General features: G+C 37.1%; 29 protein-coding genes and 1 pseudogene. 24 read left to right on the plus strand and 6 right to left on the minus strand.

The annotated features are described in order from the left end of the window. The first annotated feature begins 2 nt into the window (after window positions 1–2). The 22 genes and pseudogenes from rpsQ to AC0IWE_RS25080 all read left to right on the plus strand — a co-directional run bounded on the left by rpsQ (window position 3) and on the right by AC0IWE_RS25080 (window position 13,796). Window positions 3–257 carry a 30S ribosomal protein S17 gene (rpsQ, locus tag AC0IWE_RS24975; protein WP_010599901.1) on the plus strand — a complete coding sequence of 85 codons (255 nt, stop codon included), beginning with the start codon at window positions 3–5 and terminating at the stop codon, window positions 255–257. 1 nt (window position 258) lies between these two features. Continuing rightward, window positions 259–627 carry a 50S ribosomal protein L14 gene (rplN, locus tag AC0IWE_RS24980; protein ID WP_010599900.1) on the plus strand — a complete coding sequence of 123 codons (369 nt, stop codon included), beginning with the start codon at window positions 259–261 and terminating at the stop codon, window positions 625–627. A gap of 1 nt (window position 628) precedes the next feature. Then, window positions 629–970 carry a 50S ribosomal protein L24 gene (gene rplX, locus AC0IWE_RS24985; protein WP_471795177.1) on the plus strand — a complete coding sequence of 114 codons (342 nt, stop codon included), beginning with the start codon at window positions 629–631 and terminating at the stop codon, window positions 968–970. Next, window positions 967–1,533, plus strand: coding sequence for a 50S ribosomal protein L5 (gene rplE / locus AC0IWE_RS24990; protein ID WP_086547740.1), 567 nt, complete (start codon window positions 967–969; stop codon window positions 1,531–1,533). The genes rplX and rplE overlap by 4 nt, the downstream gene beginning before the upstream one ends. Then, window positions 1,533–1,802: a 30S ribosomal protein S14 gene (rpsN, locus tag AC0IWE_RS24995; protein WP_025145214.1), complete on the plus strand. Its 270-nt coding sequence runs from the start codon at window positions 1,533–1,535 to the stop codon at window positions 1,800–1,802. Before rplE ends, rpsN begins: the two co-directional genes overlap by 1 nt. Window positions 1,803–1,996: 194 nt before the next feature. Next, window positions 1,997–2,395 carry a 30S ribosomal protein S8 gene (gene rpsH, locus AC0IWE_RS25000; RefSeq protein WP_010599896.1) on the plus strand — a complete coding sequence of 133 codons (399 nt, stop codon included), beginning with the start codon at window positions 1,997–1,999 and terminating at the stop codon, window positions 2,393–2,395. A gap of 18 nt (window positions 2,396–2,413) precedes the next feature. After that, a complete protein-coding gene (gene rplF / locus AC0IWE_RS25005) occupies window positions 2,414–2,971 on the plus strand; it encodes a 50S ribosomal protein L6 (protein ID WP_055910076.1) in 558 nt (185 codons plus the stop codon). 5 nt (window positions 2,972–2,976) lie between these two features. Further along, entirely contained in the window at window positions 2,977–3,330 is a 354-nt protein-coding gene (gene rplR / locus AC0IWE_RS25010) for a 50S ribosomal protein L18 (RefSeq protein ID WP_029278655.1), read from the plus strand. Window positions 3,331–3,347: 17 nt separating this feature from the next. Further along, window positions 3,348–3,866: a 30S ribosomal protein S5 gene (gene rpsE, locus AC0IWE_RS25015; protein WP_010599893.1), complete on the plus strand. Its 519-nt coding sequence runs from the start codon at window positions 3,348–3,350 to the stop codon at window positions 3,864–3,866. A 4-nt stretch (window positions 3,867–3,870) separates the two neighbouring features. After that, entirely contained in the window at window positions 3,871–4,050 is a 180-nt protein-coding gene (rpmD, locus tag AC0IWE_RS25020; RefSeq protein ID WP_010599892.1) for a 50S ribosomal protein L30, read from the plus strand. Between the two features lie 104 nt (window positions 4,051–4,154). Further along, the gene (gene rplO / locus AC0IWE_RS25025) at window positions 4,155–4,601 is read left to right on the plus strand and encodes a 50S ribosomal protein L15 (protein WP_055910204.1); all 447 of its coding nucleotides are present in this window, start codon (window positions 4,155–4,157) and stop codon (window positions 4,599–4,601) included. 7 nt (window positions 4,602–4,608) lie between these two features. Beyond that, complete coding sequence (gene secY / locus AC0IWE_RS25030) at window positions 4,609–5,949, plus strand: preprotein translocase subunit SecY (RefSeq protein ID WP_029278656.1); 1,341 nt, start codon at window positions 4,609–4,611, stop codon at window positions 5,947–5,949. Between the two features lie 8 nt (window positions 5,950–5,957). Beyond that, window positions 5,958–6,743 (plus strand): type I methionyl aminopeptidase, encoded by a 786-nt coding sequence (map, locus tag AC0IWE_RS25035; RefSeq protein ID WP_471795178.1) that lies wholly within the window; start codon window positions 5,958–5,960, stop codon window positions 6,741–6,743. A 71-nt stretch (window positions 6,744–6,814) separates the two neighbouring features. Next, the gene (gene infA, locus AC0IWE_RS25040) at window positions 6,815–7,033 is read left to right on the plus strand and encodes a translation initiation factor IF-1 (protein WP_010599888.1); all 219 of its coding nucleotides are present in this window, start codon (window positions 6,815–6,817) and stop codon (window positions 7,031–7,033) included. A gap of 1 nt (window position 7,034) precedes the next feature. Beyond that, window positions 7,035–7,151, plus strand: coding sequence for a 50S ribosomal protein L36 (gene rpmJ / locus AC0IWE_RS25045; protein WP_010599887.1), 117 nt, complete (start codon window positions 7,035–7,037; stop codon window positions 7,149–7,151). Between the two features lie 68 nt (window positions 7,152–7,219). Further along, window positions 7,220–7,597, plus strand: coding sequence for a 30S ribosomal protein S13 (gene rpsM / locus AC0IWE_RS25050; protein WP_010599886.1), 378 nt, complete (start codon window positions 7,220–7,222; stop codon window positions 7,595–7,597). Between the two features lie 151 nt (window positions 7,598–7,748). Next, window positions 7,749–8,138 (plus strand): 30S ribosomal protein S11, encoded by a 390-nt coding sequence (rpsK, locus tag AC0IWE_RS25055; RefSeq protein WP_055910073.1) that lies wholly within the window; start codon window positions 7,749–7,751, stop codon window positions 8,136–8,138. Window positions 8,139–8,200: 62 nt separating this feature from the next. Next, window positions 8,201–8,809 (plus strand): 30S ribosomal protein S4, encoded by a 609-nt coding sequence (gene rpsD / locus AC0IWE_RS25060; protein ID WP_029282720.1) that lies wholly within the window; start codon window positions 8,201–8,203, stop codon window positions 8,807–8,809. 85 nt (window positions 8,810–8,894) lie between these two features. After that, window positions 8,895–9,889: pseudogene (locus tag AC0IWE_RS25065) on the plus strand (DNA-directed RNA polymerase subunit alpha). Between the two features lie 111 nt (window positions 9,890–10,000). Beyond that, window positions 10,001–10,525, plus strand: a complete 525-nt coding sequence (gene rplQ, locus AC0IWE_RS25070; RefSeq protein WP_471795179.1) for a 50S ribosomal protein L17 — start codon at window positions 10,001–10,003, stop codon at window positions 10,523–10,525. 300 nt (window positions 10,526–10,825) lie between these two features. Then, a complete protein-coding gene (locus tag AC0IWE_RS25075; protein ID WP_471795180.1) occupies window positions 10,826–12,526 on the plus strand; it encodes a glycoside hydrolase domain-containing protein in 1,701 nt (566 codons plus the stop codon). Then, window positions 12,498–13,796: a glycoside hydrolase domain-containing protein gene (locus AC0IWE_RS25080; protein ID WP_471795181.1), complete on the plus strand. Its 1,299-nt coding sequence runs from the start codon at window positions 12,498–12,500 to the stop codon at window positions 13,794–13,796. The genes AC0IWE_RS25075 and AC0IWE_RS25080 overlap by 29 nt, the downstream gene beginning before the upstream one ends. 486 nt (window positions 13,797–14,282) lie before the next feature. Here the strand turns inward: AC0IWE_RS25080 and AC0IWE_RS25085 are convergent, their stop codons facing one another. Together AC0IWE_RS25085 and AC0IWE_RS25090 are read right to left on the minus strand one after the other, a co-directional pair. Continuing rightward, window positions 14,283–14,915, minus strand: a complete 633-nt coding sequence (locus tag AC0IWE_RS25085; protein ID WP_055910070.1) for a gluconate 2-dehydrogenase subunit 3 family protein — start codon at window positions 14,913–14,915, stop codon at window positions 14,283–14,285. A gap of 11 nt (window positions 14,916–14,926) precedes the next feature. Then, on the minus strand, window positions 14,927–16,663 hold the full coding sequence (locus tag AC0IWE_RS25090) for a GMC family oxidoreductase (protein ID WP_055910068.1): 1,737 nt from the start codon (window positions 16,661–16,663) through the stop codon (window positions 14,927–14,929). 245 nt (window positions 16,664–16,908) lie between these two features. Here AC0IWE_RS25090 and AC0IWE_RS25095 point away from each other — a divergent pair, with 245 nt between their 5' ends. After that, window positions 16,909–18,096, plus strand: coding sequence for a class I SAM-dependent methyltransferase (locus tag AC0IWE_RS25095; protein WP_471795182.1), 1,188 nt, complete (start codon window positions 16,909–16,911; stop codon window positions 18,094–18,096). Window positions 18,097–18,235: 139 nt separating this feature from the next. On the opposite strand, the gene AC0IWE_RS25100 is transcribed toward AC0IWE_RS25095, so the two are convergent. Both AC0IWE_RS25100 and AC0IWE_RS25105 read right to left on the minus strand, forming a co-directional pair. Continuing rightward, window positions 18,236–18,811 carry a murein L,D-transpeptidase catalytic domain-containing protein gene (locus tag AC0IWE_RS25100; protein WP_471795183.1) on the minus strand — a complete coding sequence of 192 codons (576 nt, stop codon included), beginning with the start codon at window positions 18,809–18,811 and terminating at the stop codon, window positions 18,236–18,238. A gap of 58 nt (window positions 18,812–18,869) precedes the next feature. Further along, the gene (locus AC0IWE_RS25105; RefSeq protein WP_055910062.1) at window positions 18,870–19,229 is read right to left on the minus strand and encodes a DUF1304 domain-containing protein; all 360 of its coding nucleotides are present in this window, start codon (window positions 19,227–19,229) and stop codon (window positions 18,870–18,872) included. Window positions 19,230–19,585: 356 nt separating this feature from the next. Between AC0IWE_RS25105 and dnaK the strand changes: the two genes are divergently transcribed. Then, window positions 19,586–21,496 (plus strand): molecular chaperone DnaK, encoded by a 1,911-nt coding sequence (dnaK, locus tag AC0IWE_RS25110; protein ID WP_055910201.1) that lies wholly within the window; start codon window positions 19,586–19,588, stop codon window positions 21,494–21,496. A gap of 1,006 nt (window positions 21,497–22,502) precedes the next feature. Here dnaK and AC0IWE_RS25115 read toward each other — a convergent pair. Together AC0IWE_RS25115 and AC0IWE_RS25120 are read right to left on the minus strand one after the other, a co-directional pair. Continuing rightward, on the minus strand, window positions 22,503–23,579 hold the full coding sequence (locus AC0IWE_RS25115) for a phosphotransferase enzyme family protein (RefSeq protein WP_471795184.1): 1,077 nt from the start codon (window positions 23,577–23,579) through the stop codon (window positions 22,503–22,505). Further along, on the minus strand, window positions 23,570–24,469 hold the full coding sequence (locus AC0IWE_RS25120) for a nucleotidyltransferase family protein (protein WP_055910058.1): 900 nt from the start codon (window positions 24,467–24,469) through the stop codon (window positions 23,570–23,572). Before AC0IWE_RS25120 ends, AC0IWE_RS25115 begins: the two co-directional genes overlap by 10 nt. Window positions 24,470–24,731: the final 262 nt, after the last annotated feature.

A 24,731-nucleotide genomic window follows, 5' to 3' on the forward strand; every position in this document is an offset into this window, starting at 1 on the left:
ACATGGAAAGACAATTAAGAAAAACAAGAACCGGGTTAGTGGTAAGCAACAAGATGGATAAATCTGTTGTAGTGAGCGTGGAACGTAAAGTAAAACACCCGATTTATGGTAAGTTCGTAAAGAAAACTACCAAATTTATGGCTCACGACGAGAAAAACGAATGCGGTATCGGTGATACAGTATTGATTATGGAAACTCGTCCTTTGAGTAAAAACAAGAACTGGAGATTGGTACAAATTTTAGAAAGAGCTAAATAAGATGGTACAACAGGAATCAAGATTAAACGTTGCTGATAACAGCGGCGCAAAAGAAGTATTGGTAATTCGCGTGCTAGGTGGAACCGGCAAACGTTATGCTTCAATTGGTGATAAAGTAGTTGTTACCGTAAAAAGCGCGTTACCTTCTGGTAACATTAAAAAAGGTACAGTTTCTAAAGCAGTTGTTGTAAGAACTAAAAAAGAAATCCGTCGTAAAGATGGTTCTTATATCCGTTTTGACGATAATGCAGCTGTATTATTGAACGCACAGGATGAGCCAAGAGGTACACGTATCTTTGGCCCGGTTGCGAGAGAACTACGTGAAAAACAATTCATGAAAATTGTATCATTAGCACCGGAGGTATTATAAAATGGGAAACAAAGTAAATACACCATCAAAACTTAAAATCCGTACAGGAGATTTAGTTAAAGTCATTGCTGGCGATTCAAAAGGTCAACAAGGAAAAGTACTTTCAGTACAAATAGATAAAAAAAGAGCCATTGTAGAAGGCATTAACTTAGTATCTAAACATACTAAACCAAATGCTGCAAATCCAAACGGTGGTATTATTAAAAAAGAAGCTGCTCTTCACATTTCTAACTTGATGTTGGTTGATCCAAAATCTGGTAAAGCTACCCGCGTAGGTCGTAAACTTAACGCAGATGGTAAATTAGTTAGAGTTGCTAAAATTTCAGGAGAGGAGATTAAATAATGGCTACACCAAGATTAAAAAGCAAATACAAAGAAGAAGTTGTAAATGCATTAAAAGAAAAATTTCAGTACAAAACTGTAATGCAGGTTCCTAAATTGGAAAAAATCTGTATCAATCAGGGTGTTGGTCGTTTTTCTGTTACAGATAAAAAGATTATGGATACCACTATCGTTGAGTTGACTACCATTACTGGTCAGCAAGCGGTTCCTGCTAACTCTAAGAAAGATATCTCTAACTTTAAGTTACGTAAAGGTATGCCAGTAGGTGTACGTGTTACATTACGCGATAACAACATGTACGAGTTCTTAGATCGTTTGATCTCTGTAGCTTTACCTCGTATCCGTGATTTCAAAGGTATTAACGATAAAGGTTTTGATGGAAAAGGTAACTATACATTAGGTGTTACTGAGCAAATCATCTTTCCTGAGATTAATATCGATAAAATCAATAAAATTTTAGGTATGGATATAACTTTCGTAACTTCGGCAAAATCTGACGTTGAGGCTCTTGAGTTATTGAAACAATTCGGATTACCATTTAAAAATCAAAAAACAGCAGAATAATGGCAAAAGAAGGTGTAAAAGCACGCGAAGTTAAGCGCCAAAAATTGGTAGCTAGATACGCTGAAAAACGTGCAGTTTTAAAAGCTGCAGGAGATTTCGAGGGTTTAGATAAATTACCTAAAAACTCATCTCCAGTACGTTTACACAACCGTTGTAAATTAACTGGTCGTCCTCGTGGATATATGCGTACCTTTGGTATTTCAAGGGTAACGTTCCGCCAGATGGCATTAGACGGTAAAATACCAGGTGTTAAAAAAGCATCTTGGTAGTATAGCTTAAAGACTAAAGTCTTGAGCTTAAATACTAAAGCTGAAAAAGAATTAAAGTTCAAAGTTTAAGGCGATATACAATCGCTTTAGACTTTGGTCTTTTAGCTTTCGGCTTGAAAAAGAATTTTAACCGGTAGCAGGTCCCATACCGATGTGAAATCGGCACAGGAAACCACTATCACAAATAATAAAAAATGAATACAGATCCAATAGCAGATTATTTAACAAGAGTAAGGAATGCCATTAAGGCCAACCACCGTGTTGTAGAAATTCCTGCATCAAACCTTAAAAAAGAAATTACTAAAGTTCTTTTCGATAAAGGTTACATCGCGAACTACAAGTTTGAAGATACTACAGTTCAAGGCACCATTAAAATCGCTTTGAAATACAATCCGATTACTAAAGTTCCTGCTATTCGTACATTAGTGCGAGTAAGTAAACCAGGTTTGAGAAACTATGCTGGTGTTGAAAATATGCCAAGAGTATTAAACGGTTTAGGTATCGCAATCTTATCTACTTCTAAAGGTGTAATGACCGATAAAGAAGCAGCCAAATTAAACATTGGTGGTGAGGTATTGTGTCACGTTTATTAATATTAGGAGAACAGCACAATGTCAAGAATAGGAAAAGCCCCAATTACAATCCCTGCAGGTGTTACAATTACCGTTTCAAAAGATAACGTTGTAAGCGTAAAAGGTCCTAAAGGTGAATTAACACAAGCAGTAGATTCAGATATCACTGTAAGTCAAGAAGAAGGAATTTTAACAGTTCAACGTCCTTCAGAACAAAAGAAACACAAAGCATTACACGGTTTATATCGCTCTTTGCTTAACAATATGGTTATTGGTGTTACAGATGGTTATAAATTAACTCAAGAATTAGTAGGTGTTGGTTACCGTGCTACAAACACAGGTAATACATTAGATCTTGTTTTAGGTTATTCTCACCATTATGTGTTCCAGTTACCAGAAGAAATTAAAGTAACTACATCTTCAGAAAAAGGTCAGACTCCTAAAATCATTTTAGAAAGTATTGACAAACAATTGATCGGTCAGGTAGCAGCGAAAATCCGTTCGTTACGTGCACCAGAGCCATATAAAGGTAAAGGTATCAAGTTTGTAGGTGAAGTGTTAAGAAGAAAAGCAGGTAAATCAGCATCTAAAAAATAGTAATCATGGCAGGTAAAAAATTATCAAGAAGAGATCGTATTAAAAAAGGGATCAGAAAAAGACTTACCGGTTCGGAAGAACGTCCAAGGTTATCTGTATATAGAAGCAATAAAGGGATTTATGCGCAGGTAATTAACGATGTAACCGGTAAAACAATAGCATCAGCATCATCATTATCGAAAGATTTTACTGGTACTGGAAACAAAAGCGATCAGTCTGTTGCAGTAGGTAAATTAGTTGCCGAAAAAGCAATCGCTGCAGGTGTTAAAGAAGTTGTTTTCGATAGAAATGGCTATTTATACCACGGTCGTGTAAAATCGTTGGCAGAGGGTGCCCGCGAAGCTGGTTTAGTATTTTAATCTGAAGAAAAAGTAAGATGTCAACTATTAATATAAAAAGAGTAAAAACCACCGATATCGAATTAAAGGATCGTTTGGTTAGTATACAACGTGTTGCCAAAGTAACCAAAGGTGGCCGTACTTTCAGCTTCTCAGCAATTGTTGTTGTAGGTGATGAAAACGGTGTTGTTGGTTTCGGTTTAGGTAAAGCGAAAGAGGTAACTGAAGCAATCGCTAAAGGTGTGGATGATGCTAAAAAGAACTTGGTAAAAGTTCCGATTTTAAACGGTACTGTTCCTCACGAGCAAATCGGTAAATTCTCTGGTGGTTTTGTTTTAATCAAACCAGCTGCAGTAGGTACCGGAGTAATTGCTGGTGGTGCGATGCGTGCTGTATTAGAGAGTGCTGGCGTGCATAACGTATTGGCAAAATCTAAAGGATCATCTAACCCACACAACGTGGTAAAAGCAACTGTTGATGCATTAACTAAAATGCGTGATGCTTATACAGTAGCTCAAACTCGTGGTATAGATTTAAACAAAGTATTTAACGGATAATATCATGGCTAAGATCAAAATAACACAAGTAAAAAGCGTTATCGACAGAAGCGAGCGCCAAAAAAGAACCGTTCAGGCTTTGGGTTTATCTAAAATGAACCAAAGTGTTGAGGTTGAAGCTACTCCACAAATTATCGGTATGGTTCGCAAAGTGAACCATTTGGTAGCAATCGAAGCAATTTAGTAAAAGTTTTAAGGGTAGTACGGGTAAAAGCCTGTACTACCTTTATATATGTTTAATCGTTGTACCTGTTTAGTGAAAGCGAAGGGCAACACAAATTCAAAAAAATGAATTTAAATAATTTAAAACCTGCAGTAGGTTCTACAAAAAACAGCAAAAGAATTGGTCGTGGTACAGGTTCTGGTCGTGGCGGTACTTCAACTCGTGGTCACAAAGGTGCGGGTTCTCGTTCAGGTCACAAAACCAAAATCGGTTTTGAAGGTGGTCAAATGCCATTACAACGTCGTGTGCCTAAAGTTGGTTTCAAACCAATTAACCGTACAGAGTATGTTGGCGTAAACTTAGATGTTTTACAAGCATTGGCTGAAAAACACAGCTTAACAACTATCGATTTTGCTGCTTTACAAGCGCATGGTTTAGCTTCTAAAAACGACTTGGTTAAAATTTTAGGTCGTGGTGAAGTTAAAGCAAAGCTAGAAATTACAGCACATGCGTTTTCTGCAACCGCACAAAAAGCTATTGAAGCTGCAGGTGGTTCTATTGTAAAATTGTAATTATTAAATGAAGAAGCTATTTACTACTTTAAGTAATATCTGGAAAATTCAGGAATTAAAAGAGCGTATATTGTTTACGCTCTTAATTCTTTTGGTATACCGTTTCGTATCTCACGTGGTTTTACCAGGTGTGGATCCAACTGCTTTAGGCAATAACGAAAAATCAGGAATCTTAGGCTTACTAGATATGTTTGCCGGGGGTTCTTTCTCTCGTGTGTCTATTTTAGCATTGGGCGTAATGCCTTATATCTCTGCGTCCATCGTGGTGCAACTATTGGGTATTGCTGTTCCTTCTTTCCAAAAAATGCAGAAAGAAGGCGAAAGTGGTAGAAAGAAAATGAACCAGATTACCCGTTACCTAACGGTAGCGATCACAATCGTTCAATCTGTTGGTTACGTTAAAACGCAAGTTCCTGCAGAAGCTATTTTATTGCCAAATACTTTATTTTTAGTGTTATCTACGTTTGTATTAACAGCAGGTACATTATTTGTAATGTGGTTAGGTGAAAAAATTACTGATAAAGGTATTGGTAACGGTACATCACTAATCATTATGGTTGGTATTATTGCCCGTTTACCAGTAGCAATTTCTCAAGAATTTAGTGCACGTGTAGGTTCATCTAGTGAAGGTGGAGGTCCTGTTGCATTAGTTTTAGAGATCGTTGCATTATTTGCAGTGGTGATGTTTACCATTTTAATTGTTCAAGGTGTACGTAAAGTGCCTGTACAATACGCTAAGAAAATTGTTGGTAACCGCCAGTTTGGTGGTGTTCGTCAGTACATTCCTTTAAAAGTGAATGCTGCTGGTGTTATGCCGATTATTTTTGCTCAGGCGTTAATGTTTATTCCAGGTGCTTTAATGCAGTTTGTTCCTTCATTACAAGGTTCTTGGTTAATCCAGTTCAGCAATACAACTTCGTTGGCTTATAGTTTAACGTTCGCATTTTTAATTATCGCATTTACTTTCTTCTATACTGCAATTACAGTTAATCCAACTCAAATGAGCGACGATATGAAGAAAAACGGTGGTTTTATTCCTGGTGTTAAACCAGGTTTTGCAACATCAACTTTTATTGATGATGTAATTTCTAAAATTACTTTCCCAGGTGCAGTATTTTTAGCGATCATTGCTATTTTACCTTCATTAGCGGTTAAGTTCGGAATTAAACAAGAGTTTGCACACTTCTTTGGTGGTACTTCTTTATTGATTTTGGTTGGTGTTGTTTTGGATACTTTACAACAGATCGAAAGTTATTTATTGATGCGCCATTACGATGGTTTGATGAAAACGGGTAGAGTTACCGGCAGAACAGGTGTTCCTGCTGCAAGTAGCAATGCTGCGTTGTAGTGTAAAGGATGTCTAAAATTTATTACAAATCTCTTGAGGAGATCGAGTTAATAAGAGAAAGTTCCATGCTTGTTTCTAAAACTTTGGCCGAAGTGGCCAAGGTGATAAAAGCAGGCATGACTACCATTCAATTAGATAAGCTGGCTTCCGAATTTATAAGTGACCACGGAGCAATCCCGGCATTTTTAAATTATAATGGTTTCCCAAATTCTTTATGTATTTCGCCAAATGAGCAGGTTGTTCATGGTTTTCCAAGCGAATACGTAATCCAGGAGGGCGACTTAATTTCAGTTGACTGTGGTGTAATCAAAAACAATTATTTCGGCGATTCGGCTTATACTTTCTCCATCGGGGAAATTGATGCTGAAAAACAGAAATTGGTTGAGGTTACCAAGCGTTGTTTGGAGTTAGGAGTAGAAAAGGCCGTAGTGGGTATGCGCATTGGTGATATTGGTTTTGCCGTTCAACAATATGCAGAAGCTAATGGATTTGGTGTAGTAAGAGAACTTGTAGGGCATGGTGTTGGTGTAAAACTTCATGAGAAACCAGAAGTTCCGAATTATGGGAAACGTGGTGCAGGACCAAAACTTGAAGAAGGAATGGTAATTGCAATAGAACCCATGATCAATGCAGGCGTAGCCGGTGTTAAATTCCATAACGATGGATGGACTGTAACAAGTAAAGACAATAAGCCATCGGCACATTTTGAACACACAGTAGCGGTTAAAAAGGGCAAAGCAGAGGTTTTATCAACGTTTTCTATTATAGAAGAAGTTTTACAACAAAAAAAATAAATAATTAAAATTTTTTATTTAATTTTGCAACCCTGTTTAGAAGCAGCTAATTAAGTAACAATCAATAAAATATGGCTAAACAAGCCTCAATTGAACAAGACGGAGTAATAAGAGAAGCATTATCCAATGCAATGTTCCGGGTAGAACTCGAGAACGGGCATGAGATTATTGCGCATATTTCAGGTAAGATGAGGATGCACTACATCAAAATTCTTCCTGGTGATAAAGTTAAATTGGAAATGTCTCCTTATGATTTAACAAAAGGACGCATTACTTATAGATACAAATAAAATGAAAGTTAGATCATCAATTAAAAAGCGTAGCGCTGATTGCAAGATTATTCGCCGTAAAGGAAAACTTTACGTAATCAACAAGAAAAATCCTAAATACAAGCAACGTCAAGGGTAATTAAAAATACTGTAATCAACCGCACAACGGTGGCCCGCCGTTCGGAATTACTCAAAAAATAAATAAATATGGCAAGGATTTCAGGTATTGATTTACCAAGAAACAAAAGAGGAGAAATCGGTTTAACGTATATCTACGGAATTGGCAGAACAACTGCACAACGTATATTAACTACAGCTGGTATCGACTTGAACAAAAAAGTACAAGACTGGTCTGATGATGAGTTATCAGCTATCCGTACAATGATTAACGATGAGATTAAAGTAGAAGGTGCTTTACGCTCAGAGGTTCAGTTAAACATCAAACGTTTAATGGATATTGGTTGTTACCGTGGTTTACGTCACAGAAAAGGTTTACCTTCTCGTGGTCAGCGTACTAAAAACAACTCACGTACTCGTAAGGGTAAGAGAAAAACAGTTGCTAACAAGAAAAAAGCTACTAAGTAATAGATAGATAAGAGATATGAGATTTAAGATGTGATCACCATATCTTCAAAATCTGCTCAAATCTGGAATAAAAGAGAAAAAGTAGGATACTGAGTATCGGGGTAGGGTAGTTTCCTATCTCAAGTCTCATATCTAAAATCTAAAAGATAAAATGGCTAAGAGTAAAAAAGTAACAAAAAAACGTATCGTTGTAATTGAGTCTGTAGGTCAGGCCCATATCAATGCTACCTTCAACAACATTATCGTTACCTTAACAAACAACAACGGACAGACTATTTCATGGTCTTCTGCTGGTAAAATGGGCTTTAAAGGTTCTAAAAAGAACACGCCTTATGCAGCTGGTCAAGCAGCTTCAGATTGCGGTAAAGTTGCATTTGATTTAGGTTTACGTAAAGTTGAAGTATTTGTAAAAGGTCCGGGTTCAGGTCGTGAATCTGCAATCAGAACTTTACAAGTAGCAGGTATTGAGGTTATGTCTATCAAAGATATCACTCCACTTCCTCACAACGGATGTCGTCCTCCTAAAAAGAGAAGAGTTTAATTAATTTTAAAGCTAAGAATCTCCAGCTTCAGGTTGGATGATACTTTAAAACAAAAAAAAAAATGGCAAGATATACAGGCCCAAAATCAAAAATCGCCCGTAAATTCAGAGAACCAATCTTCGGTCCTGATAAGGTGTTAGACAGAAAAAATTATCCTCCTGGGCAACATGGCTCATCAAAAAGAAGAGGAAAACAATCTGAATATGCTATCCAGTTAATGGAGAAACAAAAAGTAAAATATACTTATGGTGTATTAGAAAAACAATTCAGTAACTTGTTTAAAAAAGCATCTTCTCGTGCTGGTATTACCGGTGATAACTTACTTCAGTTATTAGAAGCACGTTTAGATAACACAGTTTACCGTTTAGGTATTTCAACAACCCGTTCTGGTGCACGCCAGTTAGTTAGCCATAAACACGTAACCGTGAATGGTGAAGTTGTAAATATCCCTTCGTATCAGTTAAAAGCTGGTGATGTGGTTGCTGTTCGTGAAAAATCTAAATCTTTAGAATCAATTAGTAACTCAGTTGCAGGTAGAACAATCAATAAGTTCGCTTGGTTAGAGTGGAACGCTAGTGAATTAACTGGTAAATTCTTAACCTATCCTCAACGTGATGAGATTCCTGAAAACATTAAGGAAAACTTAATCATCGAGTTATACTCAAAGTAATAAATGATCTAGTTAATTACCTCAAAAGGGTAATTAACTTTTTTCATGTTACTATATATTCAATAACGAATTTAAAAAATTATAAATGGCAATTTTAGCATTTCAGAAACCAGACAAAGTGATCATGCAGAAATCGACTGATTTCGATGGCACATTTGAATTTCGTCCTTTAGAGCCCGGTTTCGGTGTAACAATTGGTAATGCCTTAAGAAGAATTTTACTTTCTTCATTAGAAGGTTATGCTATTACTACTATTCGTTTTTCAGGCGTTTTCTCACGAGTTTTCTACCATGAAAGGTGTTGTAGAAGATTTAACTGATATCATCTTAAACTTAAAACAAGTTCGTTTTAAGAAAACAGGCGATTCAGGTGATTCTGAAAAAGTGTTCATCATCGTTAATGGTCAAGATCAGTTTAAAGCTGGTGATATCACTAAATTCTCTAACAACTTTACAGTTTTAAACCCTGAGCATGTAATTTGCAACATGGATAAATCTGTTACTTTGGAGGTGGAATTAACCATCAATAAAGGACGTGGTTATGTACCTGCTGAAGAAAATAAAGTTGCTGATGCTGTTGTAGGTGTAATCGCAATCGATTCGATTTATACTCCAATGAAAAATGTAAAATACACGATTGAAAACTTTCGTGTTGAGCAAAAAACGGATTATGAAAAATTGGTTTTAGATATCTCTACTGACGGTTCAATTCATCCAGAAGAAGCATTAAAAGAAGCGGCTAAGATCCTTATCCAACACTTTATGTTATTCTCTGATGAGAATTTAGTATTAGAATCTCAAGCTAAAGAAGAAACTAAAGAGGTAGACGAGGAAATTTTACACATGCGTAAAATCCTTAAAACTGAATTAGTGGATATGGACCTTTCAGTTAGGGCATTAAACTGCTTAAAAGCTGCTGATATCCGTACTTTAGCTGATTTAGTTTCTTACAGACGTTGCTGACATGTTAAAATTCAGAAACTTCGGTAAAAAATCTTTAACAGAGATCCAAGAACTAGTAAAATCAAAAGGTTTATCATTTGGTATGAACCTGTCTAAATTTAAATTAGACGAAGAATAAAACGCATGGCGCCATGCGCTTAGCGCAAAGCGTTGAACAAATTAATATTTCACAGTGTATAATTCCCTCAGCTTAATTGCAACGAGACGGTATACACTCAATTAAAAAACAATGAGACACGGTAAAAAAGTAAATCACTTAGGTAGAACCGCAAGCCACAGAAAGGCGATGTTAGCTAACATGGCTTCATCACTTATTTTGCACAAAAGAATTACAACAACTTTAGCTAAAGCTAAAGCTTTACGTACTTATGTTGAGCCAATTATTACTAAATCAAAAAATGATACAACTCACTCACGTCGTACAGTATTTGCTTATTTACAAGATAAAGAAGTAGTAACAATCTTATTCCGCGAAATTGCTGAGAAAGTTGCAAACCGTCCAGGTGGTTACACTCGTATCATTAAATTAAACAACCGTTTAGGCGATAACGCTGAAATGGCTTTAATTGAATTGGTAGACTACAATACAGTTTACGGTAAAGATGCAGAGGTTAAAGAAGAGAAGAAAACAACTCGTCGTGGTAGAAGTAAAGCTACTACTGCACCTAAAGCTGCTGAAGCGAAAGCTGAAGTTACTGAAGAAGTTGCTCCTGCTGAAGAAGCACCTGCTACTGAACAACCAAAAGGAGAGTAATTTAATTCACCTTAAGATTAAGAAAGTCCTGTTCGAAAGAGCAGGACTTTTTTTGTGCCGTCAGATGTCCTATGTGACGGTTGCTATGTTGTTATCACGATAGCGTTAGATTTTGGTTTTGCGTAGGAGGATAACATCTGCTATTAAGGGTATAAATTCAATTAAGCTAGCCTGTTTAATAAACAATAAACCATTTACTATTAAACTATTAACAAAATCAAGCAAACGTTTGTCTCATTTTTTCATTACATAGCATTATTTCAAGTAGGTATCTATAAATTAGCCTAAAACAAATTTGAAATGAAATTTAGGCTTTTTCTATTATTCTGTCTTTTCGGGCAGTTATCACTTAATGCTCAAACACTAAAATATACCAATGGCAATAATGCCTGGAATCCTGATTCGTTAGGAAACCATAGAGTTGTTCTTCAATTTCAGGGAGCTGGTAAAATTGCACATGCTAAAATTGATTGGCGCAGGAGGGATGAACATCCTGAACTGAAGGGAATCATTATACAAGATGCCAATGGTAAACCGGTTTCGGTTGTTGGCACAGATAAACTGACCAGAGAAAGTGCTGATATTTATTTCGAAGCATCTGCTGCTGGAAAATATTATGTTTATTATCTCGCTTATAAAAACGAAGGCAGAAGCAACTATCCAAAAGGGGTTTACATCAAACCTAAACAGGTGGATCAATCTTGGTTAGCCAATGCAAAGAGTGTTAAAGTAAATGCTGCTGTTGTCGAAATTCAATCTATAGATACCTTTAATTCTTTTTACCCAATGGAAGTAATTGCAACGGGCAAAGAAACGGCAGCAATAAGAACCAAATATAGCGCAGATGCTTTTGTTGTTTTTCCAGAAGACAGAATGTTTCCAATCAAAATGCAAAACGATTTACCTTATCGTTGGGTGCAAAAAGGTGCTTTAAATACTTTTGAAGGCTCAGCTGCTAAAGGTGAAAACTATGCTTTTCAATTGGGTGTATTTGCATTGAAAGATCTCAAAAATGTTGTGGTTAGCTTCGGTGATCTAAAAAATGCAACTGGAAATGTGATTTCTTCAAAATATATAAATTGTTTAAACACAAACGGTATAAGTTATGATAACAAACCTTTAATTGAAACGGTTGATGTAGCCTCTGGCAAAATTCAGCCGATGTGGATTACAGTTAACATTCCTAAAAGTACCAATGAAGGCGTTTACTCAGGTAAATTTACAGTAAAGGCCAATGGGAAATCGAAAATAGTTGATGTCAAAATTACAGTTGGGAAGCAGGTTTTAGCCGATGCAGGTGTTGGTAATCCAGAAAAACAAACACGTTTAACCTGGCTAAATTCTACTTTGGCACAAGCCAATACTGTTGTTGCACCATATACGCCCTTAAGTGTTGATGGAAATGTGATCTCGCTTTTAGGCAGAAAGTTCGAAATAAATACTGATGGTTTTCCAAAACAGATTCAAACATTCTTTAATCCAGAAATGACGGCTTATAGCGAAAAGCCTAATAATATTTTGGCTGAACCTATCCATTTTCACTTTTTTAATACACCAAAAACACAGGAGAAGTTTGTTCCAAGCAATTTCCAGATTACCAGTAAAGAAGCTGGAACTGTTAAATGGACAACTACCAATACTTCCGAAAACCTGAAAATGGATTTGGAAGGTGCTTTAGAATTTGATGGCTATGTACACTATGTTATTAAAGTAACGGCATTAAAAGATGTCGAATTCAGCAATGTTGATTTTCATATTCCATTTGATAAAAACGCTACAAAATATTTAATGGGTTTAGGTGAAAAAGGTGGGGTTAGACCAGATACTGTAAAATGGAAATGGGATGTAGCGAACAAAAATCAGGATGCTGTATGGATCGGTAATGTAAATGCAGGCTTATATTATAACTTGAGAGACGAAAACTATGTTCGGCCGCTTCAATACAAATTTCTATCTTCAAAAGCCTTTATTATTGCCAAAATCATGGGGCAATGGAGATAAAGGTGGTATCCAGATTAATGTTAAAGGAAGTTCGATGCTTGCCGACAACTTTACCGGGGCAAGAAGCATGAAAAAAGGTGATGTGCTTTATTATAATTTCAATTTATTGATTACACCTTTCCATTTACTTGATACCGATTTTCAATGGGATAACCGCTTTTATCATAAATATGGTGATTTGGATAACATTAAATCATCAGGTGCTACGGTTGTAAATATTCACCATGCCACGCCAATTAACCCATGGATCAACTATCCATTTATCGAATGGAAAAAGATGAAAAGTTATATTGATAATGCACACGCTAAGGGCTTAAAAGTAAAGATTTACAATACCGTTCGCGAACTTTCGAACCATGCTTACGAGTGGCCTGCATTAAGAAGTTTAGGTACTGAAGTATATTCACCGGGTAAAGGAGGAGGTTTTAGCTGGTTACAGGAACATTTAGACTCCAATTATATTGCAGCCTGGTTTGTACCCGAAATTAAAGATGCTGCCGTAATTAATAGTGGAATGAACCGCTGGCATAACTATTATGTAGAAGGAATGAACTGGCTGGTAAACAATGTGGGTATTGATGGCGTGTATTTAGATGACGTGGCTTTTGACCGCGTAACGATGAAACGCATTAAAAGGGTGTTAACACAAAATAATCACCCTGGCATTATCGATTTACACTCGGCAAACCAGTATAACAAAAGCGATGGTTTTAACAATAGTGCGATTTTATACCTGGAGCATTTTCCTTACCTGAACCGTTTATGGTTTGGCGAATATTTCGATTATCAAAAAAATAATCCGGATTTCTTTTTAACTGAAGTAAGTGGAATTCCTTTCGGTTTAATGGGAGAGATGCTGCAGGATGATGGAAATCCTTGGCGCGGTATGATTTATGGGATGACAAGTCGATTAGGGTGGTCGGATAAAAGTGATCCTAAACCTTTATGGAAAGCCTGGAGTAATTTTGGTATTAAAGGATCTGAAATGATTGGTTACTGGAGTGAAAACTGTCCTATTAAAACCGACAACCCTAAAGTATTGGCCACTGTTTACAAACAAAAAGGTAAAACAATGATTTCATTGGCAAGCTGGGCTGAAGATGATGTAAAGGTTAATTTAACAATCGATTGGGCCAAACTGGGTTTAGATGCAGGTAAAGTAAAGATTACAGCCCCTGCAATTGATAAATTCCAAACCGCAGGAAATTATCCTGATGGGAAATTGGTTCCTATTGAAAAAGGAAAAGGTTTGATTTTGATAGTAGAGTAATATTTTATTTTCTTCACCCTGAACTGGTTTCAGGTCTTTACTGCAATAAATAAAAGAAGTCAAGTTTTTAAAACTTGACTTCTTTGGTATTACTATATTTTATCAGCCGTGGTTCGCGTATTCACAAACCATCGCATTTCGGTACTTGAGGACACTTAATATCATTAAGGGGAATCCTATTCACAAGAAAATATCTTTTAACCACAGATAAAAGGATGCACACAGATATAAAGATCTGTGTTTATATATGTCCATTTGTGGTTAAAAACGCTTAAATAAAGAAGTCAAGTTTTTAAAACTTGACTTCTTTGCTATAAGATTATATTTTCCATCTACCATGGTTCGAGTCTTAACAAACCGCGTAATTTTGCATTCGTCGCCATCGAAAGAAGTAACGAAGAGGCAATCTTACAACGATCGCTACCGGCTAGCGCTTTAAGATTACTTCTTCGGCTGAAAAGACTTTTGGCACTGATGATTTTTAGGCTATACCTTCACATTCTCCATACCGTACTGTTTCAGTACATCCGCTGGAACACCTGCCCATTGGTTTGGCGCATTGCCAACATAGCCAATATCTTTAACGCCAATTTCAGTTGTATAAAACCCTGATGCAGTTAAATTTCTCATTCTGTTGAAAAATGTTACCCCTGCCTGCATTTCTGGTCGGGCTTTTTTCGGGTAAGCAATTTCATCTACAATCGAAAGCTGTTGATCTGTAGATGCCTCAACAAAAGGTTTCTGGAATTTATTAAAACTGTAAACATCAAGCCATTTCAGGCCGCCACGCATGGGTACTTTATGCTCTGGAATATCTTTTACAATAAACTCAATAAATTCTGGCACCTTGGCATCAGAAGCACTGCCAGAAACATCATCTTTAGGTATAATGATATCAGCTAAAACCGTAATTGTAGCCATTTCATGTTTGGTAAAATAGGTTTCGGCTTTTAATTTTTTATCGCGGTCAATTTCCCAGGGCTCTCTTCCGGTTTCTTTTGCCGTTTCTTCTGGTGCTGCTACATCGGTTTTTGTTTCAGGTTGCTTACAGGCTTCAAGTAGTACTGTGGTACTAACAACTGTTAAACCCAGTGCTTTTAGGGAATCACGTCTGTTCATATAGTAATTCTTTAAATGTTTTGTTTTTTCTTTTGCGCTAAAATGTATTCGGCTGTACGCATCGAAAGTGCTAAAATAGTCCAGGTGGCATTTTTGTCGCCCTGCTGTACAAACGGACCAGCATCAACCACAAACAGGTTTTTGCAATCATGTGCCTGGCAATATTTATTCAATGCTGATTTTTTAGGATCGTCGCCCATGCGGATTGTTCCAACTTCGTGAATAATTTTACCTGGGTTGAGTAAACCATAATTGGTGTCTGCTCCCTGTATTTCAGAGGTTACAACAGCACCCATTTCTTTCATAATTGACAGGAATGTTTCCTGCATGTGTTTGGCTTGCAGAATTTCATCTTTGTCCCATTTATAATTGAACCTCAAAACAGGTATTCCATATTTATCAACCGTATTAGGATCAATTTCGCAGTAATTGCTTTCTCTCGCAATTGCGGTACCTCGGCCTGCCATACCAACTCCAGTTCCATAAAAACGGCGATAATCATCTTTTAGAGATTTACCATACCCACCAGCTTCTTTCATTTTACCGTCTCTTCCAGGTACCATTCCATTCATTTCGGCAACGCCACCGCCAAAGCCATAAGCAGGCATGCCCATTCCACCCCAATATTCGATATGATAACCCCGTGGAAAGTTTAATTTCCGGTTATCTAACCACCAGGGCGAATAAATATGCACACTGCCAACACCGTCTTCGTTGTAACGCTTCCTGTCCATTAACTGCGGAAGAAAACCCGAAACACTTGCCCCTGTAGAATCATGCAGGTATTTGCCGATTACACCACTGCTGTTGGCCAAGCCGTTTGGATGTGAATTTGATTTTGAATTTAATAATATACGGGCCGATTCGCAAGCACTAGCTCCTAAAATAACCAGCTTGCCAGTAACCTGATATTCTTGTAAATCTTTACGGTTTACATACGAAACGCCCTTAGCTGTACCATCTTTATCGGTAATCACCTCGCGTACCATTGCATCAGTAATTACAGTAAGGTTACCGGTTTTTATTGCAGGATTTACCAAACATGAAGAAGAAGAAAAATCGCCATAAACTTTGCAGCTTCTTCCGCATTGCCCACAGTAAAAGCAAGGAGCACGGTCGCTGTTATTCGGTAAAGCTTCGGTAAGTACCGAGCCACGACCAGTAATTACTTTTACACCAGCCTTTTCTGCACCTTTTTTGATAAAAAGCTCATTTAACCTTGGTTTAGGTGGTTTCATAAAAATTCCATCAGGTTCATTTTCTAAACCTTCTGCTGTTCCATAAACCCCAATCATGCGGTCTACTTTATCATAAAACGGTTTAACATCGGCATATGTTATAGGCCAGGCATCTGTTAAGCCATCTTTAGGTTTAAAATCTTCGGGGCCCATCCGCAAAGAAATTCTTCCCCAATGGTTGGTACGGCCACCGAGCATCCGCGAGCGGAACCACTCGAATTCGCTTTTATTTTTTTGGGTATAAGGCTCACCTTCCAATTCCCAGCCTCCGTAAGAAGCATCGAAATCGCCAAATGGCCTAACAGTACCTGCACCTCTACGGGGAGATTCCCAGGGCCATTTTAGTTGATGTGAATCTAATCGGGGATCGAAATTTTGACCGGCCTCTAGCATTAAAACCTTTTGACCTGCATGGGCCAGAACATATGCAGCCATTCCACCACCCGCACCAGAGCCAACAACAATGGCATCATAAACGGTAGGCGATTTTTTTATCTGAAAGTCACTCATGGATTATGGTTAGCTATTTTTATATGCTCTAATCTAAAGTTTAATTTTTTGAAATAAAAGCATTAGGCTTCTTTGGAATCAATATAGATAATTGCTGCCTTTGTGTATTTCTAAATCGTATTACGTTAACAATGTATCAGCCCTTTTTTGGACATGAAAAATTTAATTTGGTCGCTCTATTGTTACATTATCACGCAGATGTTCTGCTCCGGGTAAACTTGATTATCTTTGTCATTTAAATTTCAATGCCAGTGTCAGAATATATCAAACAATTTATCGCAGCTTTAAAAGAAAGCCTGAATGCAACAACTTTTGTAAAAGTTTCTTTAGGGAACTATAAAGGCAATGAAGAAGCATTAAAACAGTTGTTGGTTCGTAAAGTTGTAATTAAGCGCGATGATAAACTGGCTTTTACCTACCGTTACAAAACCCGCGATGTGGTGAAAAATTATCCGGTTGATGAAGCTATAGATCTAATTTCTGAATACCTGGAGCAAGGTTTTAAAATCGGTACTTTATTTACGACTGAAAAGGACCTGATTTTGGAAGAATTGAATAATGGTAAAATTGTTTTGAGAGAAAGTACGGCATCAAGCGCGACCGCTCCTTCTGTAAACCACGACAAAGAAAAAGCGCGTTTAATTAAACCCGATTCAAAGTCGTATTTAACGGAACTGAAAATTACCGATGCCGATGGTAAGGTGTTTAAAAATGCCCAGGATAAATTCCGCCAGATAAACCATTATATTGAAATTTTAAGTTCTTTAATTAAGGAGCTGCCAGAAGGTACGATTAAAAAAGTGGCTGATATGGGCTCCGGTAAAGGATATTTAACTTTTGCATTGTACGATTACCTGCATTCGGTTTTAAAACTGAAAACTGAAGTAATTGGTGTGGAATACCGCCAGGATATGGTTGATTTGTGCAATCAAGTGGCCGACAAATCTGCTTTCGATAAATTAAAATTTGTTCAGGGAACGATTGAGGAATATAATGCTGAGGATGTTAATTTGTTAATTGCCTTGCATGCCTGCGATACCGCAACTGACGATGCAATTTTTAAGGGAATTAAAGCCCATGCCGAACTGATTGTGGTTGCGCCTTGTTGTCACAAACAAATCCGTAAAGAAATTGAGCAACATAAAGTAAAGAATGAGGTATCATTTTTAACTAAATATGGTATCTTTTTAGAACGTCATGCCGAAATGGTTACTGATGGTATACGTGCCCTGATTTTGGAATACTTCGGGTATAAAACCAAGGTATTCGAATTTATTTCTGATGCGCATACGCCTAAGAATGTACTTGTGGTAGGGATAAAGGGCAAGGAGCATGGCGCAGAGAAGAAAGCAGAAATTTTACAGAAAATTAAAGCAAGTAAAGAATATTTCGGGATTGGGCACCACCATTTGGAAAGATTATTGGGGCTTTAGATTTTTTAATGTGGTCGTCATGCTGAATTTATTTTAGCATCTATCATACATTTAGAAAAACAAATGGGGCGTTATCCCCTTTTAAACTAGCCCCTAAAACAGGTTCAGGGGTAACGAAGGCCTTTATTAAGTTGATCGCCTAAGAATAAATCCAAAGCAACACTGGCTTTTTCCTGTTTTTGAGTAACACATCAATCTTTAGCATGGTACCATCTGATAAAACAGGGCAGCCGGCACTTTGGCCAAATAAGGTTTGAGGATAAATTTCCTGGTTGGGTACAGGCGTATAGGAATGTAAAACGACAATTCGCTTAAAAGCATTACTGTTTGATTGCTCTAATCCAAACATTTTATAGTGTACATGAATCCCCCAATTACTATAAGAGCGGCCTTTCACTTTATACTTACCCAATGAAGTACAATAACTACCTTCTTTATTGCTAAAAACGGGTTTGGTGGGAGTACTGCCTCCGCCAACACCATGCGCGCACAATCCTTCAACGGTAATTGCTTTTTGTTTGAAATCGTAAACGAAAATTCTGTTTTTGCCGGAGTGGATACTCATATCAACCATGATGGCGATGGAAGTGTCCATCTTGTTTTTATGGCAAAAAGCTAGGGCTTCATTAATTCTTTCTTCTCTTATTTTGTTACCAGTAGTGGGTTTTAAACCTAACAGCGTAAATAAGAAAAGGATAGCGGATAACTTAAGCATATAAGATTAATGAAAAAGAATACATTTTGGTTGTTGAGCCACTAACCGATAGATGAATTTACAGATGCAATAAAATCAAGGCTACCAATGCAGGTATCGACTGTACATACAGAATCCTTTTACTGGCCGTGGCTGCACCGTAAATACCGGCAATAATTACGCAGGTTAAAAAAAATACAGCCACATAAATTTTCCACTGATGATCAGTTATACATAGCGACCAGATTAAACCTGCGGCTAAAAATCCATTGTACAATCCCTGGTTTGCTGCCAAGGTTTTGGTTGGCACAAATAAATCTTTAGGGATGGTTTTAAAAACTTTTGGTGCTTTGGTAGTCCAGGCGAACATTTCTAACCAAAGGATATAGATATGGATGAAGGCTACCAAGCCGATTACGATTTGAGCTGCTAATTGCATTTTATAAGGGATTATACAGATTTAAATGATTGTACAGATTGATTGTATCTCTAAAGATATAAAAATTAAGGACGGTATTTTAACGGGCTATTGTTATTAAACCCTAAAGTGGAACTGCTGCCTCCAATGCACTACTGACTTTCATTTTCAAATCATTTTAAGAAATTTGTACTTTGCTATAGTGTTTAAGCCTTAGCTTTTCAGCTTGTTTCTGTCATGCTGTCAGTAAACTATAACCTCTTTTTTTACATTTTATCAGTCTTTTACCTGTATTATCTGCCAAAACCCAATTGGCACAAGCATTGTTTAATAGGAGTAGAAATTATAATACTTTAAAAAGAGAAAATACAAATACAATGGGAAAAATTATTGGAATAGACTTAGGAACAACAAACTCTTGCGTGAGCGTAATGGAGGGCAACGAGCCTGTAGTTATCGCAAACAGTGAGGGTAAACGTACTACACCGTCTATTGTTGCTTTTGCAGAAAACGGTGAGCGTAAGGTTGGCGAGCCTGCTAAACGTCAGGCTATAACCAACCCAACAAAAACGATATATTCGATTAAACGCTTTATGGGTAACAGCTACGACGAAAGTGCGAAAGAAGCTGGACGTGTACCTTATAAAGTTGTTAAAGGTGATAACAACACACCACGTGTTGAAATCGACGACAGAAAATATACTCCACAGGAGATTTCTGCAATGATTTTGCAGAAAATGAAAAAAACTGCTGAAGATTTCTTGGGTCAGGAAGTTACAGAAGCGGTTATTACAGTACCAGCTTATTTTAATGATGCACAACGTCAGGCTACTAAAGAAGCAGGCGAAATTGCAGGTTTAACTGTAAAACGTATCATTAACGAGCCAACTGCAGCTGCTTTAGCTTATGGCTTGGATAAAGCACACAAAGACATGAAAATTGTTGTGTTCGATTGTGGTGGTGGTACACATGACGTTTCTGTATTGGAATTAGGTGATGGCGTTTTCGAAGTAAAATCTACTGATGGTGATACACACTTAGGTGGTGATGACTTTGACCACATTATTATTGATTGGTTAACTAGCGAATTCAAAGCTGAAAACAGCATGGATTTGGCTAAAGATCCAATGGCTTTACAACGTTTAAAAGAAGCTGCTGAGAAAGCTAAAATTGAGTTATCAAGCACAACTTCAACTGAAATTAACTTACCATACATTACTGCTGATGCTAGCGGCCCTAAACACTTGGTGCGTACATTATCTCGTGCTAAATTTGAGCAATTGGCTGATAGCTTGATCAAACGTACTATCGATCCTTGTAAATCTGCTTTGAAAAATGCTGGTTTAAGCACAAGCGATATCGACGAAATTATTTTGGTAGGTGGTTCAACCCGTATTCCTGCAATCCAGGATGCAGTTAAAGCTTTCTTTGGTAAAGAGCCAAGTAAAGGTGTTAACCCTGATGAGGTTGTAGCAATTGGTGCTGCTATTCAAGGTGGTGTATTAACCGGTGATGTAAAAGATGTATTGTTATTAGACGTTACGCCTTTATCATTAGGTATTGAAACTATGGGTGGTGTAATGACTAAATTAATCGAGTCTAACACAACAATCCCAACCAAAAAATCTGAAACTTTCTCAACTGCAGCTGATAACCAGCCTTCAGTAGAAATTCATATTTTACAAGGAGAGCGCCCAATGGCTGGTCAGAACCGTACAATTGGCCGTTTCATTTTAGATGGTATTCCACCAGCACCTCGTGGTGTGCCTCAGGTAGAAGTATCATTCGATATTGATGCCAACGGTATCTTACACGTAAGTGCTAAAGATAAAGCTACTGGTAAAGAGCAAAAAATCCGTATCGAAGCATCTTCAGGTTTAACTGATGCTGAGATCAAAAAAATGAAAGAAGAAGCTGAAGCTAATGCAGCAGATGATGCTAAGCAGAAAGAAGAAGCTGATAAAATCAACGGAGCTGATGCTTTAATTTTCTCAACTGAGAAACAATTAAAAGAGTTTGGTGATAAATTATCTGCTGATAAAAAAGCGCCAATCGAAGCTGGTTTAGAGAAATTAAAAGCAGCACACGGTTCTCGTAACTTTGCAGATATCGATGCAGCACAAGCTGAATTGCAAAATGCATGGAATGCAGCATCTGAGGAAATGTACAAAGATGGCGGTCAGCCTCAAGGTGGTGAACAACCACAAGCTGATGGTCAGCCTCAAGGTGGTGGCGATAACGTTACCGATGTTGATTTTGAAGAAGTAAAAGAAGACGATAAGAAATAAGTCTTGAGTCTTTAGTTCTGAGGCGAGAGTCTTGGGAGAATATTAAAAGCGTTCCGATTTCACATCGGAACGCTTTTTTTGTATATGATGTAAATCCCGCAGGTTTGATGCGATCATAATGCTGAATTAATTTCAGCATCTTTTTATCACTTAAGGCCCTGAACTAAATTCAGGGTGAAGAATGAGGTTAAATCCATTCTTTTATTAATATAATATCCAGGCGATAGTTTACTTATGCGTTTTTAAATATCTATATGATTAAATGGGTTTGGAAATGAACGATTCGGTACTTTTCGGTTCATGTAGTCCCGCCATTTGCTAATCCGATGAAGGATCGGAACCGCTGCTGTCGGGTTTAGGTAAGAGGGTTTAGTGCTTTTGGGGCAGGTTGAATAGCGATCGGTTTAACTAATGCGATCGTAATGCTGAATTTATTTCAGCATCTTTTCATCACATAAGGCCCTGAACTAATTCAGGGTGAAGAATGAGGTTAAATCTATTCTTTTAGTAATATAATATCCAGGCGATAATTACTTATGCGTTTTTAAATATCTATATGGTTAAAAGGGTTTGGAAATGAACGTTTCTATAGCTGAAGCGATCGTCATGCTGAATTTATTTCAGCATCTTTTCATCACTTAAGGCTCTGAACTAAATTCAGGGTGACGAATGAGGTTAAATCCATTCTTTTAGTAATATAATATCCAGGCGATAATTACTTATGCGTTTTTAAATGCCTTATATGGTTGAAAGGGTTTGGAAATGAACGGTTCGGTACGTTTCGGTTGATGTAGTCCCGCCATTTGCTAATCCGATGAAGGATCGGAACCGCTGCTGTCGGGTTTAGGTAGGAGGGTTTGGTGCTTTTGGAGCAGGTTGAATAGCGATCGGTTTAATTAATGCGATCGTCATGATGAATTTATTTCAGCATCTTTTAACATTTAAGGCCCTGAACTAATTCATGGTGGCGAATGAGGTTATACTAAATTAAGTATGAGGGATTTAATTAAACTAAATTTTGTTCAATAATATCCTGTAATTCTTTTTCGTTTGCAGCAATTTGTTGCAATAGTTTAAACTGATTTTTGGCCCTATCTAAATTTTGTGTGGGGTAGCTAATAGGGTAATACTTATTGCCGCTCAAATAATCAGTTAAGAAGCGCAGGGCCTGCATATAAATGATGTATTTGCCTGAGAATAAAATGAGTTCTTTTTCTGTTTCGGTTAAAATACCTTTCATCTCCGATAAATAACCTTTTATGGTGGCCTCAAAGTAAGGCAAACGTATTTTTATCTTATCTAAATCGGTTTCATTTTCAGAAAATGCACAAAGATAAGTGCGCATCATATCGCCTAGGTCCGAAATAAATTTACCGGGCATAATGGTATCTAAATCAATTACGCAGATGCCCTCATAAGTTTCATCATCCAATAAAACATTGCTTATTTTGGTATCGTGGTGCATTACACGGTCAGGGAAATCAGTCCTGTGCGAGTATGAGGTATAATAATCTAAAATATATTTATGAGCTAGAGCATCTTCAATCTGCGTATTTGCCGCATTTTTGAGCATTTCTTCTGCCTGGTTTAAAGCTAAAATAAACTGTTCGTACCTTAAAGCCAGGTCGTGGAAACCAGGAATGGTAGCCTGAAGTGTTTTAGTCTCGAAATGATTAAGCAGCCTGCTAAGTTTTCCAAACTGCTTTGCTGCTTCATAAGCTTGTTTTGGGTCGGCCAGTACATCCAATGAGATTGTGTTAGGCACAAAGGGAAGCATGCGCCAGTATTCATGATGAATATTGGCCATTTCTTCGCTGTTAGCTGTAGAAACCGGTTTTATAAAAAGGTAATCAGGATAGTTAAACGCAAGATAATCGGCAATTGCCCTGAGGTTATTTGCAATAGCTTGTGGCGATTTGAACACCGAGGTATTGATGTTTTGAAGAATGTATTTTTTTTCTTCTGCTAATGGAGCAAGCAAATAAGTACGGTTAATTAAACCCGTACCTATTTGTGTGATTTTGATATTTTCTTTAGTGTATCCGTAGGCTTTTAAAACTTCAGAATCTAAATTTAGTTCCATAGTTTTTCCGGATATGTTCCGTTTTTAACCAGCTGGTCAATACTATCCTGAACATAAGGTTTGTCTTCTTTGTAAGTTACACCAAACCATTTATTTGAAGTTGGTACCACTTTAAAGGTTGCTGTATTGCTTTTTACCAAACTTTCGCCAATTAATGGAATAAAGAATTCTGCCTTAGGTTTATCTTTGTTCGCTTGGGCAAATTCTCTGAAAAGTTCTTCGGTAATTTTAAATACTGAAGGTGTAAAACCCCAGAAATTCATCGATACAGGTGTTTCAAAAGCTAAAGGGAATTCTTCGCCATTCTCTTCGTAAAAGATACTGCCATCTTTAGGATAAACTTTTGTACGTTCTACAATTTCTTCCAGGTTACCAGCTGCATCTACTTTACAAACACCGCGTGATACTGCACCAAACTCAGATAAAGTTTTGCCAATTTCATATCCAATAATGGCATAATTGCTGTCGGTAACTTCTGTAGATAAGAAATCGACCATTTTTTTAAAGGCATCGTAACCATAATAATCATCTGCATTAATAACGCAAAACGGTTCTTTGATTACGTTTCTTCCAGAAAGAATTGCATGGGCAGTACCCCAAGGTTTTTCCCTGTAAATTTCTTCTTCGATACCGAATTGCTTCAAATCAAAGTTCTGAAAAACGTAATCCGTTTCAATTCTTCCGGCAAGTTTAGGCTCAAAAATAGACTTAAAGTTTTCTACAAACTCTTCTTTAATGATAAATACAACTTTGCCAAAGCCAGCATTAATTGCATCATATATTGAATAATCGATAATGGTTTCGCCGTTCGGGCCAAAACCATCGATCTGTTTCATACTTCCATAACGGCTTGCCATACCTGCAGCCAATATTAATAGGGTAGGTTTCATCTATTGTTTATTGTTTTTTTGGGATTACACCAATATCATTTAAAGTCATTTCTATTGGTAATGTTATTGCGAAATTAGTTATATGAGCGTTTTTTATATTGTTATTTAACCAGTTTTAAAATTCAAACAGACTATCTCAGCTTTTTGAGCATGTTTTATTCTTTTAATCATGCCGAAATACGAGGTACAGTCTTTTACCAATCTGGTGTGTTATTGTTGCGAAAATAGTAATTTCTATGTTTATTATTAATGGCCCTTGCGG

Source organism: Pedobacter sp. AC402, from assembly GCF_979252805.1.

What these genes read in the sequence shown, in the direction of transcription:
- rpsQ (WP_010599901.1), top strand. Translation starts at nt 3, where the DNA reads ATGGAAAGACAATTAAGAAAAACAAGAACCGGGTTAGTGGTAAGCAAC.
- rplN (WP_010599900.1), top strand. Translation starts at nt 259, where the DNA reads ATGGTACAACAGGAATCAAGATTAAACGTTGCTGATAACAGCGGCGCA.
- rplX (WP_471795177.1), top strand. Translation starts at nt 629, where the DNA reads ATGGGAAACAAAGTAAATACACCATCAAAACTTAAAATCCGTACAGGA.
- rpsN (WP_025145214.1), top strand. Translation starts at nt 1,533, where the DNA reads ATGGCAAAAGAAGGTGTAAAAGCACGCGAAGTTAAGCGCCAAAAATTG.
- rpsH (WP_010599896.1), top strand. Translation starts at nt 1,997, where the DNA reads ATGAATACAGATCCAATAGCAGATTATTTAACAAGAGTAAGGAATGCC.
- rplF (WP_055910076.1), top strand. Translation starts at nt 2,414, where the DNA reads ATGTCAAGAATAGGAAAAGCCCCAATTACAATCCCTGCAGGTGTTACA.
- rplR (WP_029278655.1), top strand. Translation starts at nt 2,977, where the DNA reads ATGGCAGGTAAAAAATTATCAAGAAGAGATCGTATTAAAAAAGGGATC.
- rpsE (WP_010599893.1), top strand. Translation starts at nt 3,348, where the DNA reads ATGTCAACTATTAATATAAAAAGAGTAAAAACCACCGATATCGAATTA.
- rpmD (WP_010599892.1), top strand. Translation starts at nt 3,871, where the DNA reads ATGGCTAAGATCAAAATAACACAAGTAAAAAGCGTTATCGACAGAAGC.
- rplO (WP_055910204.1), top strand. Translation starts at nt 4,155, where the DNA reads ATGAATTTAAATAATTTAAAACCTGCAGTAGGTTCTACAAAAAACAGC.
- secY (WP_029278656.1), top strand. Translation starts at nt 4,609, where the DNA reads ATGAAGAAGCTATTTACTACTTTAAGTAATATCTGGAAAATTCAGGAA.
- map (WP_471795178.1), top strand. Translation starts at nt 5,958, where the DNA reads ATGTCTAAAATTTATTACAAATCTCTTGAGGAGATCGAGTTAATAAGA.
- infA (WP_010599888.1), top strand. Translation starts at nt 6,815, where the DNA reads ATGGCTAAACAAGCCTCAATTGAACAAGACGGAGTAATAAGAGAAGCA.
- rpmJ (WP_010599887.1), top strand. Translation starts at nt 7,035, where the DNA reads ATGAAAGTTAGATCATCAATTAAAAAGCGTAGCGCTGATTGCAAGATT.
- rpsM (WP_010599886.1), top strand. Translation starts at nt 7,220, where the DNA reads ATGGCAAGGATTTCAGGTATTGATTTACCAAGAAACAAAAGAGGAGAA.
- rpsK (WP_055910073.1), top strand. Translation starts at nt 7,749, where the DNA reads ATGGCTAAGAGTAAAAAAGTAACAAAAAAACGTATCGTTGTAATTGAG.
- rpsD (WP_029282720.1), top strand. Translation starts at nt 8,201, where the DNA reads ATGGCAAGATATACAGGCCCAAAATCAAAAATCGCCCGTAAATTCAGA.
- rplQ (WP_471795179.1), top strand. Translation starts at nt 10,001, where the DNA reads ATGAGACACGGTAAAAAAGTAAATCACTTAGGTAGAACCGCAAGCCAC.
- AC0IWE_RS25075 (WP_471795180.1), top strand. Translation starts at nt 10,826, where the DNA reads ATGAAATTTAGGCTTTTTCTATTATTCTGTCTTTTCGGGCAGTTATCA.
- AC0IWE_RS25085 (WP_055910070.1), bottom strand. Translation starts at nt 14,915, where the DNA reads ATGAACAGACGTGATTCCCTAAAAGCACTGGGTTTAACAGTTGTTAGT.
- AC0IWE_RS25090 (WP_055910068.1), bottom strand. Translation starts at nt 16,663, where the DNA reads ATGAGTGACTTTCAGATAAAAAAATCGCCTACCGTTTATGATGCCATT.
- AC0IWE_RS25095 (WP_471795182.1), top strand. Translation starts at nt 16,909, where the DNA reads ATGCCAGTGTCAGAATATATCAAACAATTTATCGCAGCTTTAAAAGAA.
- AC0IWE_RS25100 (WP_471795183.1), bottom strand. Translation starts at nt 18,811, where the DNA reads ATGCTTAAGTTATCCGCTATCCTTTTCTTATTTACGCTGTTAGGTTTA.
- AC0IWE_RS25105 (WP_055910062.1), bottom strand. Translation starts at nt 19,229, where the DNA reads ATGCAATTAGCAGCTCAAATCGTAATCGGCTTGGTAGCCTTCATCCAT.
- dnaK (WP_055910201.1), top strand. Translation starts at nt 19,586, where the DNA reads ATGGGAAAAATTATTGGAATAGACTTAGGAACAACAAACTCTTGCGTG.
- AC0IWE_RS25115 (WP_471795184.1), bottom strand. Translation starts at nt 23,579, where the DNA reads ATGGAACTAAATTTAGATTCTGAAGTTTTAAAAGCCTACGGATACACT.
- AC0IWE_RS25120 (WP_055910058.1), bottom strand. Translation starts at nt 24,469, where the DNA reads ATGAAACCTACCCTATTAATATTGGCTGCAGGTATGGCAAGCCGTTAT.